This is a genomic window from Polaromonas sp. JS666, assembly GCF_900103405.1.
Taxonomy (GTDB): Bacteria; Pseudomonadota; Gammaproteobacteria; order Burkholderiales; family Burkholderiaceae_C; genus Polaromonas.
Genome location: NZ_FNHX01000002.1, coordinates 754,085 through 768,955 on the forward strand (window position 1 = coordinate 754,085; position 14,871 = coordinate 768,955).

15 protein-coding genes are annotated in these 14,871 nt (G+C 66.7%); 11 read left to right on the forward strand and 4 right to left on the reverse strand.

Annotated elements, in window-relative coordinates; all coding sequences use genetic code 11:
* Nucleotides 1-6 precede the first annotated feature (6 nt).
* Nucleotides 7-357, reverse strand: coding sequence for an antibiotic biosynthesis monooxygenase (locus tag BLQ85_RS07980; RefSeq protein ID WP_074575761.1), 351 nt, complete (start codon nucleotides 355-357; stop codon nucleotides 7-9).
* A 102-nt stretch (nucleotides 358-459) separates the two neighbouring features.
* Between BLQ85_RS07980 and soxR the strand changes: the two genes are divergently transcribed.
* Complete coding sequence (gene soxR, locus BLQ85_RS07985) at nucleotides 460-939, forward strand: redox-sensitive transcriptional activator SoxR (RefSeq protein ID WP_074575762.1); 480 nt, start codon at nucleotides 460-462, stop codon at nucleotides 937-939.
* A gap of 16 nt (nucleotides 940-955) precedes the next feature.
* Here soxR and BLQ85_RS07990 read toward each other — a convergent pair whose 3' ends face one another.
* Entirely contained in the window at nucleotides 956-1,858 is a 903-nt protein-coding gene (locus tag BLQ85_RS07990) for a LysR family transcriptional regulator (protein WP_175456057.1), read from the reverse strand.
* Nucleotides 1,859-1,956: 98 nt separating this feature from the next.
* Here BLQ85_RS07990 and BLQ85_RS07995 point away from each other — a divergent pair, with 98 nt between their 5' ends.
* From BLQ85_RS07995 to BLQ85_RS08010, 4 genes are read left to right on the forward strand one after another with little or no spacing between them, the layout of a single operon-like run.
* Nucleotides 1,957-4,122, forward strand: coding sequence for a thiamine pyrophosphate-dependent enzyme (locus tag BLQ85_RS07995; protein ID WP_074575763.1), 2,166 nt, complete (start codon nucleotides 1,957-1,959; stop codon nucleotides 4,120-4,122).
* A 2-nt stretch (nucleotides 4,123-4,124) separates the two neighbouring features.
* Nucleotides 4,125-5,732 (forward strand): indolepyruvate oxidoreductase subunit beta family protein, encoded by a 1,608-nt coding sequence (locus BLQ85_RS08000; RefSeq protein WP_074575764.1) that lies wholly within the window; start codon nucleotides 4,125-4,127, stop codon nucleotides 5,730-5,732.
* Between the two features lie 34 nt (nucleotides 5,733-5,766).
* Nucleotides 5,767-6,777, forward strand: coding sequence for a Bug family tripartite tricarboxylate transporter substrate binding protein (locus BLQ85_RS08005; protein ID WP_074575765.1), 1,011 nt, complete (start codon nucleotides 5,767-5,769; stop codon nucleotides 6,775-6,777).
* A gap of 8 nt (nucleotides 6,778-6,785) precedes the next feature.
* Complete coding sequence (locus BLQ85_RS08010; protein ID WP_074575766.1) at nucleotides 6,786-7,205, forward strand: acyl-CoA thioesterase; 420 nt, start codon at nucleotides 6,786-6,788, stop codon at nucleotides 7,203-7,205.
* Nucleotides 7,206-7,234: 29 nt separating this feature from the next.
* On the opposite strand, the gene BLQ85_RS08015 is transcribed toward BLQ85_RS08010, so the two are convergent.
* On the reverse strand, nucleotides 7,235-8,500 hold the full coding sequence (locus BLQ85_RS08015) for an Nramp family divalent metal transporter (protein WP_074575767.1): 1,266 nt from the start codon (nucleotides 8,498-8,500) through the stop codon (nucleotides 7,235-7,237).
* A 325-nt stretch (nucleotides 8,501-8,825) separates the two neighbouring features.
* On the opposite strand from BLQ85_RS08015, the gene BLQ85_RS08020 reads away from it, so the two are divergent.
* Genes BLQ85_RS08020 through BLQ85_RS08040 form a run of 5 tightly spaced genes read left to right on the forward strand, consistent with a single transcriptional unit; the run spans nucleotide 8,826 to nucleotide 12,982 of the window.
* Nucleotides 8,826-10,490: a cbb3-type cytochrome c oxidase subunit I gene (locus tag BLQ85_RS08020; RefSeq protein WP_074575768.1), complete on the forward strand. Its 1,665-nt coding sequence runs from the start codon at nucleotides 8,826-8,828 to the stop codon at nucleotides 10,488-10,490.
* A complete protein-coding gene (locus tag BLQ85_RS08025; protein WP_007871606.1) occupies nucleotides 10,480-11,082 on the forward strand; it encodes a cbb3-type cytochrome c oxidase subunit II in 603 nt (200 codons plus the stop codon). Before BLQ85_RS08020 ends, BLQ85_RS08025 begins: the two co-directional genes overlap by 11 nt.
* A gap of 18 nt (nucleotides 11,083-11,100) precedes the next feature.
* Nucleotides 11,101-11,709: a c-type cytochrome gene (locus tag BLQ85_RS08030; RefSeq protein ID WP_074575769.1), complete on the forward strand. Its 609-nt coding sequence runs from the start codon at nucleotides 11,101-11,103 to the stop codon at nucleotides 11,707-11,709.
* 8 nt (nucleotides 11,710-11,717) lie between these two features.
* Entirely contained in the window at nucleotides 11,718-12,356 is a 639-nt protein-coding gene (locus tag BLQ85_RS08035; protein WP_074575770.1) for an SCO family protein, read from the forward strand.
* Nucleotides 12,353-12,982, forward strand: coding sequence for a hypothetical protein (locus BLQ85_RS08040; RefSeq protein WP_074575771.1), 630 nt, complete (start codon nucleotides 12,353-12,355; stop codon nucleotides 12,980-12,982). Before BLQ85_RS08035 ends, BLQ85_RS08040 begins: the two co-directional genes overlap by 4 nt.
* A gap of 17 nt (nucleotides 12,983-12,999) precedes the next feature.
* On the opposite strand, the gene BLQ85_RS08045 is transcribed toward BLQ85_RS08040, so the two are convergent.
* Nucleotides 13,000-13,608 carry a helix-turn-helix domain-containing protein gene (locus BLQ85_RS08045; protein WP_074575772.1) on the reverse strand — a complete coding sequence of 203 codons (609 nt, stop codon included), beginning with the start codon at nucleotides 13,606-13,608 and terminating at the stop codon, nucleotides 13,000-13,002.
* 76 nt (nucleotides 13,609-13,684) lie between these two features.
* Here BLQ85_RS08045 and BLQ85_RS08050 point away from each other — a divergent pair, with 76 nt between their 5' ends.
* Nucleotides 13,685-14,818 carry an NAD(P)/FAD-dependent oxidoreductase gene (locus tag BLQ85_RS08050; RefSeq protein ID WP_074575773.1) on the forward strand — a complete coding sequence of 378 codons (1,134 nt, stop codon included), beginning with the start codon at nucleotides 13,685-13,687 and terminating at the stop codon, nucleotides 14,816-14,818.
* The last annotated feature ends 53 nt before the right edge of the window (nucleotides 14,819-14,871 follow it).

Here is a 14,871-nt window from a genome sequence, read left to right on the forward strand (position 1 = left end):
CGGCACTCACGCCGCGCGATACATCCCCGAATCTCCACGCACGCCCAGCTTTTTCCTGAAAGCCTGGATGTCAAAGCCCTCGCTCGCGAGCCGCTTTTGCATCACGGCCTGGGCGGCGGCCACCGCATCGGCGTTGGCCCATTCCACCACCGTCACCACATCGAACTCGCTGCTGTCGCCGGTCTGGGTCAGCACATGTTTTTGCAGGCAGCCTGGTTGCTCGCCCAGCATGCGCTGGACCTGGTGGATGCGCTCGACAAAAGCGGAGATGGACTGCGAGGGCACGACAAACTTGTCGACTCGGAACACGGAGGCAGAGGCAGAAGAGGAAGCAGGACTGGATGAATCGCTGGACATGGAAACAACTCCTTTGAAAAAAACGGGCCGGGTTGGCCCGTAAAAGCAGGAGTCTGGAACCTCAAGTAAAGTTGAGGTCAAGCACTTTTTTCAAGGAAAGCCATGGGCACGGAACTCGAACAGGCCGGCATCTTCCCCACGCTCTCGGTCGGCGACATGGCGCGCCGCAGCGGCGTGGCGGTTTCAACCCTGCATTTTTATGAAACCAAGGGGCTGATCAGCAGCACACGCACCGAGGGCAACCAGCGCCGTTATGCGCGCGAGATGCTGCGCCGTGTGGCTTTTGTGCGTGTGGCGCAGCGGGTCGGCATCGCGCTGGCCGATATCGAGGCAGCCCTGTCCACCCTGCCCGCGAAGGCCGCGCCCAGCCGCGCGGACTGGGAGCGGCTGTCGGCCGCCTGGCGCGCCGACCTCGACGAACGCATGGCGCAGCTCAAAAAACTGCGCGACACGCTGGATGACTGCATAGGCTGCGGCTGCCTGTCGATCGACAAATGCCGGCTGCGCAATCCTTATGACAAGCTGGGCGAACAGGGTGCGGGGCCGCAGCGCTTGTGGGTGAAGCACAAGGCTGCCGGCTGAGCCGCCCCGCGCCCGTTCAGCCTTCGGAGAACAGCGCCACGATGGTCTGCCGCAGCCACCGGTTGCCGGGATCCGACTCAAACCGTTTGCTCCAGTGCAGCGACACCGTGAAGTCGCGCAGGGGAAACGGCGGCTCGATGATCTCGTAGTTGTCCGTCGCGGCAAATATCCTCGCGATGTTGCGCGGCATGACCACCGCGAGGTCGGTGGCCTTGACGATGGACGGCAGCACCATGAAATGCTCCGTCGTCAGGCGCAGCCGGTCTTCGAGCTGCAGCATCTGCAGGATGCGCAGCGTGTCGGAGTGGGTGCGCACCGCCACAAACTCCAGCTGGCGCAGCGCATCCAGCAGCGCCTGGCCGCCGCGCCGCGTGCCGGCAAAAGGATGGCCCGCGCGCAGCAGCACCACATAACGGTCCTTGAGCAGCTGCACGCGCTGGGTGTCCTTGACCGTGGGCAAAAAGCCAAAGGCAAAGTCGATGCGCCCGCTGTCCAGCGATGCGGCTATCTCGCCGCGGGCCACGGGCAAGGTTTCGATGCGCACGCCGGGCGCCTGCCGGCGCAGCGCCACCATCAGGTCCGGCAGGAAGCGGCCCTCGCCGATGTCGCTCATGTGGATACGGAACACCTTGCGCGACTGCAGCGGCTCAAACAGCGCCGACTCATTGAGCGCCTGCTCCAGCGTGGCCAGCGCGCTGCGCACCGCGTCGGCCAGCCGGTCGGCCTTGGGTGTGGGCTGCACACCGCCGCCGGCCCGCACAAACAGCGGGTCCTTGATCAGCAGGCGCAGGCGCGTCAGGCCCTGGCTGGCGGCGGGCTGGGTCAGGTCCAGCAGCTCGGCCGCGCGGCTGACGTTGCGGGTGCGGTAGACCGCGTCGAACAGCCTCAGCAGGTTCAGGTCTATGTCTTTGATATGCATTGAATGAATACTAGATAGTTTTCTTATTTTATTGATGAATGGTTTCCCGAGGGCCAAACTCCAGGCTTCCCACGACAACAAGGCATAAGGAGACACGCGTGGAAGTTTCATTCAGCAAGGAGATCGAGTCGCTGCGCATGGGCGCGGGCGAGACTTTCCGCGGCGAGGGCATACTCGCGATCACCAAGGCACTGCTGCAGTCCGGCGTGGCCTATGTGGGCGGCTACCAGGGCGCACCGGTCTCGCATCTGCTGGACGTCATGGTGCAGGCCAAACCGTATATGGACGAGCTGGGCGTGCATGTGGAGGCCTGCTCCAACGAGGCCTCGGCCGCGGCCATGCTGGGCGCCTCCATCCACTACCCGCTGCGCGGCGCGGTGACCTGGAAATCCATCGTCGGCACCAACGTCGCCGCCGACGCGCTGTCCAACCTGTCCTCGCCCGGCGTGCTGGGCGGCGCGCTCATCGTGGTCGGTGAGGACTACGGCGAAGGCGCCAGCGTGATCCAGGAGCGCAGCCATGCCTATGCGCTGAAGTCCTCGATGTGCCTGCTGGACCCGCGCCCGGACCTGGAAAAAATGGTGGAGATGGTCGAGCACGGTTTTCGGCTGTCGGAAGCCTCGAACATGCCGGCCATCCTGGAGCTGCGCATACGCGCCTGCCACGTGCGCGGCAGCTTTGCCTGCAAGGACAACCGCCCGCCCGCGATATCGACCCGGCAGCTGATGGCAGAACCCGCCGCCTTCGACTACGCGAAGCTGGCCCACCCGCCTGTCACCTTCCGGCATGAAAAACTCAAAACCCAGGAGCGCATCCCGGCCGCCCGCCGCTACATCATGGAGCAGCGGCTCAACGAGCTGATGGACGGTCCGCGCAAAAACCTCGGCCTCATCGTGCAGGGCGGTATCTACAACACGCTGGTCCGGTCGCTGCAGCAGTTCGGCCTGTGCGATGCCTTCGGCCAAACCGACATCCCCATCCTCGTGCTCAACGTCACCTACCCGCTGGTGCCCGAGCAGGTGGCGGAATTCGCGCTGGGCAAAGATGCGGTGCTGGTGGTCGAGGAAGGCCAGCCCGAGTACATCGAGCAGGAGATCGCGACTTTTTTGCGCAGGCGCGACATCAACACGCGTTTGCACGGCAAGGACATGCTGCCTTCGGGCGGTGAATATTCGGTGGAAGTTGTGGCCGCCGGCCTGGCGGCGTTTGTCGCGCGCTACGCCCCCGACGTGGACACGGCGGCGGCCGCCGGCTGGCTGCAGGGCAATGCCGGCCGCCGCGAGGCCGTGGGCCGGCAGATCGAGGCGCAGCTGAACCAGCCCCTGCCGGCGCGCCCGCCCGGCTTTTGCATAGGCTGCCCGGAGCGGCCGGTGTTTTCCGCACTCAAGCTCGCCCAACAGGACGTGGGACCGGTGCATATCGCGGCCGACATCGGCTGCCACGCCTTCGGCACTTTTGCGCCCTTTTCTTTCGGCCATTCCATCCTGGGCTACGGCATGAGCCTGGCCAGCCGCGCCGGCGTGTCGCCGATGATGGCGCGGCGCACCCTGTCCATCATGGGGGACGGCGGTTTCTGGCACAACGGCCTGCTGACCGGCGTGCAGTCGGCGTTGTTCAACGGCGACGACGCGGTGCTGCTGATCTTCAAGAACGGCTACACCTCGGCCACCGGCACACAGGACATCATTTCCACGCCCGGCACGGACGCCAAGTTCAATGCGGCCGACAAGCTGCAGAGCCTGACCGGCACCAACACCACCATCGAAAAAACCCTGCAGGGCCTGGGCGTCCAATGGCTGCGCACGGTGCACACCTACCACGTCGAGGAAATGCGCCAGACGCTCAATGAGGCTTTCACCACTGATTTCAAGGGCCTGAAAGTCATCATCGCCGAGGGCGAATGCCAGCTCGAGCGCCAGCGCCGCATCAAGCCCTGGCTGGCCGGCCTGCTGAAGAAGGGCAAGCGTGTGGTGCGCGTGAAGTACGGCGTCGATGAAGACGTCTGCAACGGCGACCACGCCTGCATCCGCCTCTCGGGCTGCCCGACGCTGACCTTAAAAGACAACCCCGACCCGCTCAAGGTGGACCCGGTGGCCACGGTGATCGACGGCTGCGTCGGCTGCGGCCTGTGCGGCGCCAATGCGCATGCGGCCACCCTGTGCCCTTCGTTTTACCGCGCTGAAGTCATCCAGAACCCCAAGTGGCACGAACGCCTGCTGGACGGCGTGCGCGCCGTGCTGGTGCGAGCAATGCAAACTGCATGAACATGAATCAACAAAAACCCATCACCCTGCTGATTTGCGCACTGGGCGGCGAAGGCGGCGGCGTGCTGACCGAATGGCTGGTCGACATCGCGCTGGCCAGCGGCTACGCGGCGCAAAGCACTTCCATCCCCGGCGTGGCGCAGCGCACCGGCGCCACCACCTATTACCTGGAGGTGTTCCCGGTGCCGCTGGCCGAGCTGCAAGGCAGGCGGCCGGTGTTCAGCCTCAACCCCGTGCCGGGCGCGCTCGACGGCCTGGTGTCATCCGAGCTGCTGGAAACCGCGCGCCAGGTCGGCAACGGCATGAGCTCGCCGCAGCGCACCCTGGTCATCACCTCCAGCAGCCGCACGCTGACCACGGCCGAACGTGTGGTGGCCGGCGACGGCCGCACCGCGGACGCGCCGCTGCTGCAGGCCATCGCGGCGCAAAGCCGGGCCAGCCAGGTGCTGGCCATGGACCGGATTGCCAAAGACTGCGGCACGGTGGTCAGCGCCGTGATGCTGGGCGCGATTGCCGGCAGCGGCCTGCTGCCCTTTGCGCGCGAAGCCTATGAAACCGTCATCCGGCACGGCGGCAAAGGCGCCGAGGCCAGCCTGCGCGGCTTTGACCGGGCATTCAGGCAGATAGGCGCACAAGGCGCGCAAACAGCCCTGGTCACCCAGCTGCTGTCCGGCCAGGATCCAATTGCACCCGTACCCCAGGAGCTGGAAGCCGACCTGGCCCGCCTCTTTCCGCAACCGGTGCACGAGATGCTGGGCCTGGGCCATGCACGCATGCTGGAGTACCAGGACCGCGGCTATGCCGACCTGTATGTGCGGCGCCTGCGGCAGGTGCTGGAGGCCGAACAGCTGGCCGACCCCGTCGCCACGAACGGTTATGCCACCACGCGCGAGATGGCGCGCTGGCTGGCGCTGTGGATGGCGTTTGACGACATCGTGCGGGTGGCCGACCTGAAAAGCAGCGCCGGCCGCTGGCGGCGCGTCAGCGGCGAGGCCGGGGCGGGCGCGGCCGACCTGCTGCGGGTCTACGACCACTTCAAGCCCGGCGCGGCGGAATTCGCCGCCTTGCTGCCCCAGGGCCTGGCCGCGCGAGTGACCCGCTGGGACCGCTCGCGCGTGGCCAGGGGCAAGACGGCATGGGCCATGCCCCTGAAGGTGGGCACGCACTCCGTCTTCGGCATGCTGTCGCTGCGCCTGCTGGCCAGCCTCAAGTGGCTGCGCGTGCGCGGCAGCCGTTTTGCCGCGGAGCAGGCATTGATCGAGCAATGGCTGGCGGGTGTCGTGAAAGGCACCCGCCAGCACTGGCAGCTGGGCCATGAGATCGCGCTGTGCGGCCGCCTGATCAAGGGCTACGGCAGCACCAACGAACGCGGCAAGGACAACCTCATGCATGTGCTGGAGCACCTGGCCGCTGGTGCGCCCTTTGCCTCGCACGACTTACGCGCCGCCGCCATTGCCCAGGCGCGCGCCGCGGCACTGGAAGACGAAGCCGGCAAGGCGCTGGACCAGGCGTTGGCGCAGCACGGCGCGCCGGCCCGCCCCGTGAAGGCGCAACCGATCCGGTGGGTGGACAACCCGCACCGCAAATCACGCGCCGCCAAGGCGATTTGAAGCACCCCGTTCAAACGAAAAAAGGAGACACCCCATGAAACTTCCCTTCCCATCCGGCCTGCGCGCATGGCCTGTGCTGGCGCTGGCCGCCGCCAGCATGTTGTTTCCCGCCGTCCAGGCACAAACCGCGTCAGCGCCGGCCGCGCATGCGTGGCCAAGCAAACCGGTCCGCCTCATCGTCAACTTCCCGCCGGGCGGCGCGGCCGACCAGCTGGCGCGCGCCATCGGTGTGCCGCTGGCCGATGTCCTGGGCCAGCCGGTGGTCATCGAAAACCGCGCGGGCGCCAACGGCAACATCGGCGGCGAGGTGGTGGCCAAGGCCCCGGCCGACGGCTACACGCTGCTGATGAGTTCGGGCGGCATGGTCTCCGTCAACCCGCACCTCTACCCCAAGATGGCATTTGACCCGGCCAAGGACCTGACGCCCGTGGCGGCCGCGGCGCGCGTGCTGGTGTTCCTGGAGGTCAAACCAGCGCTTCCGGCCAACAACATCAAAGAGTTCCTGGCCTACCTCAAAGCCAATCCCGGCAAGCTGTCTTTCGGCTCGCCGGGCAACGGCAGCTCGCCGCATCTCGCGGCCGAAATGATGAAAGCCCAGGCCAACCTCTACGCCGTGCATGTGCCCTACCGCGGCGCGGCCCCGGCCATGCAGGACCTGCTGGGTGGGCAGCTCGATTTCATGTTCGACCCGGGCATAGGCCTGCAGCATGTGAAAGCCGGCAAGCTCAAGCTGCTGGCCGTGGGCAGCGCCAAACGTTCGCCCCTGTTCCCCGACGTGCCCACGCTGGAGGAGGCCGGCCTCAAGGGTTTTGATGCCGACACCTGGTTCGGCTTCTACGCACCGGCCGGCACGCCGGCCGAGGTGGTCAGCCGGCTGAACCGCGAGATCAACAAAATCCTCGGCACCCAGGCGGTGCGCGATCGTATCTCGGCGATTGGCGGGGTGCCGGCGCCCATGTCGCCGTCGGACTTCGGCAGCCGGGCCGCCATCGACGGCACGCGCTTCGGTGCACTCATACGGGCACGCAACATCAAGGGTGACTGAGTTCACCTATGAGCAAACAGATCACCCACACCGTGCGCGTGGAATTTGGCGACTGCGATCCCGCCGGCATTGTGTGGTTTCCCAACTTCTTTCGCTGGATAGACGCCGCCTCGCGCCACTTCTTTGTGCAATGCGGCGTGCCTTCATGGCAGGAAACCGAAAAAACGCTGGGCGTGATCGGCACACCGCTGGTGGACACGCGTTCACGTTTTGTCTGCGCCGCCACCTACGGCGACACGCTGGCCGTCCACACCAGCATTGCCGAATGGAGGAACAAAAGTTTTGTGCAGCGTTACCGCGTGATGCGCGCCGAACAGCTGGTCATGGAATGCGAGGAGGTGCGGATTTTCGCCGCGCGGCGCGAAGGCGACCCGGCCGGCATACGGGCTGTGCCGATACCGCCGGAGATCAGGAGCCTCTGCGGCTGACGCAGGACCGCAGTGCGATGCCGGGCGCCCTAGAGCGCCTGCAAAACCACATCCCGGAACATCATCAGCACCGCAAAACCCATCACCACCACGCCGCCCCAGCCAAACCAGGTGGTCTTCAAGCCCGAGGTGAACTTGCCCATCACCGACTTGCGGCCGGCCAGCATCATCAGGCCGGCCATGATGGGCACGGCCACCACGCCGTTGATCACCGCGCTCCAGTACAGCGCCTTCATCGGGTCTATGCTGGTGAAGTCCATGCCAGTGCCGACCACCGTGGCGATGACGATGATGGCGTAAAAGCGCTTGGCCTCGTACCAGTGGCGCTCCAGGCCCTCGGGCCAGCCAAAAGCCTCGGCCACCGCGTAGGCGGCTGACGAGGCCAGCACCGGCACAGCCAACAGGCCGGTGGCGATGATGCCGCCGGCAAACAGCGCGAAGGCAAAGTCGCCGGCCAGCGGCCGCAGGGCCTGCGCCGCCTGCGCGGCAGAGGTCACGTCATGGATGCCCGCCGTATACAGCACGGCCCCACCCAGCACCATGATGAAGAAGGCGATGGCGTTGGAGAAAAACATGCCGATATAGGTGTCGCGCTTGACGCGGCGCAGGTCGCGGCGCACTTCCTGCTCCGAGCCGTGGCCCGCGCCCTTGAGGCGCAGCTCTTCGACTTCCTGCGAGGCCTGCCAGAAAAACAGGTAGGGCGAAATCGTGGTGCCCAGCAGCGCGACGATCATCATCCAGTAGCCCGAGGTCCATTGCAGCTTGGGGATCACCAGGTCGTGCAGCACCTGGGCCCACTGCACCTGCACCAGGAACACGGCGATCACATAGGCGAACAGGAAGAGCGTCAGCCACTTGAGGATGGGCGCGAGCTTGCGATAGGGCACAAAGACCTGCAACAGCACCGTGATGACGCCGAAAGCCACCGCATGGAAGTGGTCGCCGCCGCCCACCGCGAGCTGCAACGCCTCGCCCATGGCGGCGATGTCTGCGGCGATGTTGATGGTGTTGGCCACCACCAGTAAAAACACCATGGCCATCAGGAAGGCGCGCGGCGTGTGCTCCCGCAGGTTGGCCGCCACGCCCTTGCCGGTGACCCGCCCTATGCGGGCGCTCACCAACTGGATGGCGATCATGAAGGGCAGCGACAAGAACACCGTCCAGAGCAGCCCGGTGCCGAACTGCGCCCCCGCCTGCGTGTAGGTGGCGATGCCGGACGGGTCGTCATCGGCGGCGCCGGTGACAACGCCCGGGCCGACATGGCGCAGGAAGGAGGGGATGCGGTTCAACAACATGCGCGCGAGGCTAGCACGGCTTGATGAGGCGAAACTTAATTCGTACAAAAACCTCGGGCGCGCGCCCATGCCCGCCGCATCGAATGCAAAAAAGCTACAAAATTCATAGCAGCCGGCACGTTGCCGGTTTTGCGGGCTGGCCTGCGCGGGGCCAAAAGCGTAGGATGGGCGCTCCGCACGCGGCCACCGCCGGCTTCGGCCCAAGGGCCCAAAAAAAGCTGTCGCCAGGCGCAAGCTTCCCTTCAATACACACAGTGGAGGAGTGATTCATGACCGTTTCCCCCCGGAACAGCGAGCAGGCCGCGCAGGCTGAAGAGGCCGCATGATGGACAGCGCCGTCTTCAGCCTGCTGGGCGCCTTCCTGCTGTCCATCATCGGCCTGTTTGTGTTTATCTGGTCGCTGCGCAAAGGGCTGCTGGTGGAGAACCCGACCGCCGCCTCGGTGATCTTCGCGCACGGCGAAGTCGGCCAGGTGGACGACCCGGCCCTGCAGGGCGCCGCCCAGGCGTCCATGCAGAAGGCGGCGAAGGAAGGCGGCCTCCAGGCGCACGCCGCAGACGCCGCCGAGCTGCTGGACCGCATCAGCTCCGACCGCTCCACCGCCTTCCCGGTGTTCATGTTCATCACCTTTGCCTGCATGTGGCTGGTGGTGGGCTCGGCGGCGGGTTTGATCTCGTCCATCAAGCTGCATGAGCCCGACTGGCTCACCGACTATGCCTGGCTGACCTTCGGCCGCATACGCACGGTGCACCTGACCGGCGTGCTCTACGGCTGGATCACCAATGCCGCGCTGGGCATGGTGGTGTGGCTGCTGCCGCGCCTGCTGCGCACGCGGCTGTACGGCGCGATCTGGGTCATGCTGGGCGGCGCGCTCATCAACATGGGCATCGCCGGCGGCATAGGCGCCATCGCCACCGGCTGGAACGACGGCATGGAGTACCTGGAGATCCCGTGGCAGATCGCGATCTTCATGTTCGCCGGCTTTGCCCTGGTGATACTGCCGGTGCTGTACACGCTGGTCAACCGCAAGGTTTCGCACCTCTACGTCAGCGTCTGGTACATGACGGCCGCGCTGCTGTGGATCGCCCTGCTCTTCCTGGTCGGCAAGATGCCGGGCGTGCACACCGGCGTGCAGCAGGCCACCACCAACTGGTGGTACGGCCACAACGTGCTGGGCCTGTGGTTCACGCCGGTCAGCGTGGGCGCCATCTATTACTTCCTGCCCAAGGTCATAGGCCGGCCGATACGCTCCTACAACCTCTCGCTGCTCGGCTTCTGGACGCTGGCGTTTTTCTACGGGCAGGTGGGCGGCCACCACCTCATAGGCGGGCCGGTGCCGGGCTGGCTGATCACGCTGTCCATCGTGCAAAGCGTGATGATGGTGATTCCGGTGATCGCCTTCAGCATCAACATGGGCGCCACCCTGCGGGGGCGCATGCACCTGGCGCGCTATTCACCCACGCTGCGTTTCATGATGTTCGGCGGGCTGATGTACCTGGCCTCTTCATTGCAGGGCTCGCTGGAGGCGCTGCGCAGCGTCAACCAGATCACCCACTTCACCCATTTCACGGTAGCCCACGCGCACCTGGGCGCCTATGCCTTCGTCACCATGGTACTGTTCGGCGCCATCTATTTCATGATGCCCCGGGTGCTGAACTGGGAGTGGCCCTACCCGAAACTGATCACCCTGCACTTCTGGCTGGCGGCCGTCGGGGCGATGATTTATTTCGTCGGACTCACCATCGGCGGCTGGCTCCAGGGTGTGGCCATGCTGGACGCCGCGCAACCCTTCATGGCCTCGGTGGAAGTGACGCTGCCCTACCTCCAATGGCGGTCCATAGGCGGCAGCCTGATGGTGCTCAGCCACCTGGTGTTCGTCGGCCATTTCCTGGCCATGGCGCTGCGCTTCGGGCCGGGCCGCGCGGGCGCCGCCCTGTTCTGGCCCAACGACCTGCGTAGCGCGGAACTGGGAGCCCCCCATGGAAAATGAAGTCAAGCTGGCATCCGGCGCCATGGTGGCGCTGGGCATTGCCACGGCGGCCCTGGTGGTCATGCCCTATATGCAGGTGCGCGACATCAAGCCGCCGCCACAGCTCAAGGGCTACACCAGCGCGCAGCTGCGCGGGCGCGAGGTCTACATCGCCAACGGCTGCGTCTACTGCCACAGCCAGCAGCCGCGCGACCGCAACTTCGGCCCCGATGCGGAGCGCGGCTGGGGCCGGGCCTCGGTGCCCGGCGATTATTTCTACGACAAGCCCCACCTGCTGGGCAGCATGCGCACCGGTCCCGACCTGTTCAACATCGGGGCGCGCCAGCCCAGCAAGGACTGGCACCTGGGCCACCTGTACCAGCCGCGCGCTTACGTGCCCGGCTCCATCATGCCGTCCTACCCCTACCTCTTCGTCGTCAAGGACGCCAAAGACGCGGAAAGCGAAGGCGAGACGCCGCTGGCCCTGCCGCCCGCCTACGGCCCCAACGTGGGCCAGGTGGTGGTGCCCACGCCCCAGGCGCTGGACCTGGTCAAGTACCTGCAGGGCCTGAACCACACCTACCCGGTGCTGCCGCCCGCCCCCAAGCCCTGAGCCCCACAAGGTGACGCCATGCTGAACGACAAGACATCCGAGAGCCGGGCACAGGAGCGCGAACAGGCCGAACCCTCCGAAAAAGGCCAGCCCATTCCACTGCTCTTCCTGGTCGGGGCGGCGGCATTGGTGCTGTGGGGCGCGGGCTACATCGCGCTGTCCGGCTCTTTCGGCCGCGCCGACCTCGGCGACAAACGCACCCTGGCCGACCTGTCCGGCCCGGCCGCCCCCGCCGCGGGCGCATCCGCCAACGGCAAACAGCTGTTCACCGCCAACTGCGCGGCCTGCCACCAGGCCAGCGGCAAAGGGCTGCCGGGGGTGTTCCCGCCGCTGGACGGCTCCGAATGGGTGACCGGCGACGAGCGCACCGTGGCCAACATCCTGCTGCATGGCGTCACCGGCGAGATCAGCGTCATGGGCAACAGCTTCAAGGGCGCCATGCCGGCCTTCCCGCAACTCAGCGACGCCGAACTGGCCGCGGTGGCCAGCTACATCCGCTCCGAATGGTCCAACAAGGCGGGCGCCATCAAGCCTGAATTGTTCGAGGCCGAACGCAAGGCCGGCACGCGCACCACCCCCTTTAACGGCGGCGCCGAGCTCAAGACGCTCACCGGCAAAGCCTCCTAAGCCTGCCGATGTTGCGCACCGCCTTGCTGAGCGCCATGCTGGCCCTGGCGGCTTACGCCGCCGCCGCGTGGCTGACGCACGATTTCCAGGTCTGGACCGCCGAGGGCGCGCGCCGGCTTGAAGTCGCCTTGCAACCGGTGCCAAGCCCGGCGGTCGAAGTCGACGGGCCCGGCATAGGCCCGCAGGCGCTGTCGCAATATCTGGCGGACGGACAGTCGGTCACCCTGGTGGACTTTGTCTACACACGATGCCAGACCGTCTGCCTCGCGATGGGCAGCAGTTTCCAGCAGATGCAGCGCGCGCTGCGGGAGCGCGGCGGCCAGGGCGGCCAGGTGAGGCTGCTGTCCATCAGCTTCGACGGCAGCCACGACACACCCGTCGTGCTGCAAGCCTATGCGGCGCGCTTGAGCGCCGACCCCGCGCTATGGCGTTTTGCGCGCATGCCGGACCCGCAAGCCACCCAGCACCTGCTGGCGGATTTCCAGGTCGTGGTGGTGCCCGACGGGCGCGGCGATTTTGAACACAACGCGGCGCTGCTGCTCGTCGACCAGAAAGGCCGGCTGGTTCGCATCTTTGACTATGCGGAGCAGCAGCTCGCGCTCGACTATGCGCGGCACCTCGCGGGCGCAGCCGCGCCGTCGCCATGAAGCGGCCCACTCCCTCGCGCGGCGCAATGGCCCTCATGGCCGCGGCCCTGCTGTGCCTGCTGGCCTGGCCCGGTGTGCGGCACGGCCTGGAGGCCAGCATGACGCGCCACATGCTGGTGCAATACCCCTTGCTGGCACTGGCCGGCTACCTGCTCGCCGCCGCGTTGCCGCAGCGCTGGACGGTGCGCCTGCACCGCTGGAATGCCCACGGCATCAGCGGCCTGTTCGCCGCCGCGCTGATGCTGGCGATCTTGATGGTTCCCCGCGTGCTGGACCTGGCCTTGGTGGACGGCCGCATCGAAACCCTCAAATACCTGGCCCTGCTGGCTTGCGGCGCCGCGATCGGCCTGTCATGGCGGCCGGCGGGCCTGCTGGTGCAGGGTTTCTTTCTGGGCAATGCGCTGCCCATGATGGCGGTCGTCGGCAACCTGTATGAGACATCGCCGCTGCGCGTCTGCAACGCCTACCTGCTGGACGACCAGGCGCGGCTGGGGCAGATGCTGGTGTGGATTTCGGCGGCAATTGCCGCTGCATGGTTTGCCTGGCTGGTGCGCGCCTTGATGCAAAGAGATGCCGCGGCCTTGTCCGGCGATGCCGCCGCAGCGACCGAACCCACAGCGCACTGAGTCTTTCGCAAGAGCAGCTACTCGCTCATGACCACCAGTATCCGCGCGTCGGCACGGCCCAGCGAGGTATAGATGTGACCGATGCCGCTGTTGAAATAGGCCGACTCATGGCGCCCGACTTCGACGATTTCACCGGTTTCAAACTCGATGCGCACCCGGCCTGAAAGCACCGTGACAAACTCCTGCCCGGGGTGGCGAATGAAGTCGGGGAACTGTTCCCGCTGCCGCGCCATGACGCGGCCCAGCACGGGCGTCATGCGTTTTCCCGGAAACCCGTTGGCCAGCGCGCGGTAGTCGTAGTGGCCCGAGCTGTAGGTCGCCTCCCCGCCTGCTTCAGACCACACCACGACGGGTGCCGCAGCCCCCGCCGGCGCCGCGCCACGCGCGTCTATCAGCTGCCCCACATCGAGCGACAGCGCCCGGGCCACGGCGGCCAGCTTTTCATAGCTGACCGAGATCTGCCCCAGCTCCATCTTGGACAAGGTGGACAGCGCCACGCCGGAATGGCCGGACAAGTCCTTGAGCGTCAGCCGCCGCGCCTTGCGATGGCCGCGCAGGCTCAAACCAAGTTGCACGCGGTCGGCCTCGGGGGCGGCGGCGGGAGCGCGGGCGGGGCGTGCAGGCATGGTGTTTTCCCTTTGTTTGGGCTAAATCGGGTAAATCGGCTGGACAGGCACGATTCTCGCATGTGAGAATTCTCAAATGCGAGAATTTGACATCCTGATCGTCGGCGCCGGCATTGCGGGCGCTTCCCTGGCCTGGCGCCTGGCCGGCCAGCGCAGCGTCGCGCTGCTGGAGCGCGAGTCCCAGCCGGGCTACCACTCCACGGGCCGCTCGGCCGCCATGTTCATGGAAACCTATGGGCCGCCCATGGTGCGGGCGCTCACGCGCGCCAGCCGCGCCTTCTACGAGCTGCCGCCCGAGGGCTTTGCCCCGGACCTGATGCAGCCGCGCGGCGTGCTGTACCTGGCCACGCACGGCCAGGAACAGGAACTGGCGAACACCCGCAAGGAATTGCTGGCGAACTGCCCCGGCCTGCAGACGCTGGACGCCCGCACCACGCTGGCCCATGTGCCCTGCCTGCGGCCCGATCTGGTGCACGGCGCGCTCTACGACGCCGGCGCGCAGGACATGGATGTGCACGCCCTGCACCAGGGTTTTCTGCGCGGCTTTCGCCAGAAGGCCGGAGCGGACGGCGAGCTGCGCAATAGTGCCGGCGTGACGCGGGCCGCGCATGACGGCCGCTGCTGGACCGTGGAGCTCAGTGACGGCCAGGCCCTGCGCGCCCGCACCGTGGTGAATGCCGCGGGGGCCTGGGCCGACGAGCTGGCCGCCGTGTTCGGCGTGCGGCCCGTGGGCCTGGTGCCGCATCGCCGCAGCGCCTTCACCTTCAAGGGCCCCGAGGGTGTGGACGCTTCGCACTGGCCGGCCGTGGTCGACGTCGATGAAAGTTATTACTTCAAGCCCGACGCGGGCCAGTTGCTGGGTTCGCCCGCCAATGCGGACCCGACGGTGCCGCACGACGTGGTGCCCGAGGAACTCGATATCGCCATGGGCATACACCAGATTGAAAGCGTCACCACCCTGACCATACGCCGGCCCGCCAGCACCTGGGCCGGCCTGCGCTCCTTTGTGCCCGACGGCGAAATGGTGATAGGCCATGACGACACCAGCCCCGGCTTTTTCTGGCTCGCGGCGCAAGGCGGCTACGGCATCCAGAGCGCGGCGGGCGCGAGCGCGCTGGCCGATGCGCTGCTGCGCGAGGCCGCGCTGCCCGAAGAACTTTTGCAGCAGGGCCTGGATGCCCGCGCACTGTCGCCCGCCCGCCTGCGATGACCTTGACACCGCCCCCGTCCCACTCTCGACCGAAACTTCAAAAGAGGCCTACC

Excerpts from the sequence above, each read along its gene's own strand:
- BLQ85_RS07980 (WP_074575761.1), bottom strand. The coding sequence starts at position 357 with ATGTCCAGCGATTCATCCAGTCCTGCTTCCTCTTCTGCCTCTGCCTCC.
- soxR (WP_074575762.1), top strand. The coding sequence starts at position 460 with ATGGGCACGGAACTCGAACAGGCCGGCATCTTCCCCACGCTCTCGGTC.
- BLQ85_RS07990 (WP_175456057.1), bottom strand. The coding sequence starts at position 1,858 with ATGCATATCAAAGACATAGACCTGAACCTGCTGAGGCTGTTCGACGCG.
- BLQ85_RS08000 (WP_074575764.1), top strand. The coding sequence starts at position 4,125 with ATGAATCAACAAAAACCCATCACCCTGCTGATTTGCGCACTGGGCGGC.
- BLQ85_RS08005 (WP_074575765.1), top strand. The coding sequence starts at position 5,767 with ATGAAACTTCCCTTCCCATCCGGCCTGCGCGCATGGCCTGTGCTGGCG.
- BLQ85_RS08010 (WP_074575766.1), top strand. The coding sequence starts at position 6,786 with ATGAGCAAACAGATCACCCACACCGTGCGCGTGGAATTTGGCGACTGC.
- BLQ85_RS08015 (WP_074575767.1), bottom strand. The coding sequence starts at position 8,500 with ATGTTGTTGAACCGCATCCCCTCCTTCCTGCGCCATGTCGGCCCGGGC.
- BLQ85_RS08020 (WP_074575768.1), top strand. The coding sequence starts at position 8,826 with ATGGACAGCGCCGTCTTCAGCCTGCTGGGCGCCTTCCTGCTGTCCATC.
- BLQ85_RS08025 (WP_007871606.1), top strand. The coding sequence starts at position 10,480 with ATGGAAAATGAAGTCAAGCTGGCATCCGGCGCCATGGTGGCGCTGGGC.
- BLQ85_RS08030 (WP_074575769.1), top strand. The coding sequence starts at position 11,101 with ATGCTGAACGACAAGACATCCGAGAGCCGGGCACAGGAGCGCGAACAG.
- BLQ85_RS08035 (WP_074575770.1), top strand. The coding sequence starts at position 11,718 with ATGTTGCGCACCGCCTTGCTGAGCGCCATGCTGGCCCTGGCGGCTTAC.
- BLQ85_RS08040 (WP_074575771.1), top strand. The coding sequence starts at position 12,353 with ATGAAGCGGCCCACTCCCTCGCGCGGCGCAATGGCCCTCATGGCCGCG.
- BLQ85_RS08045 (WP_074575772.1), bottom strand. The coding sequence starts at position 13,608 with ATGCCTGCACGCCCCGCCCGCGCTCCCGCCGCCGCCCCCGAGGCCGAC.
- BLQ85_RS08050 (WP_074575773.1), top strand. The coding sequence starts at position 13,685 with ATGCGAGAATTTGACATCCTGATCGTCGGCGCCGGCATTGCGGGCGCT.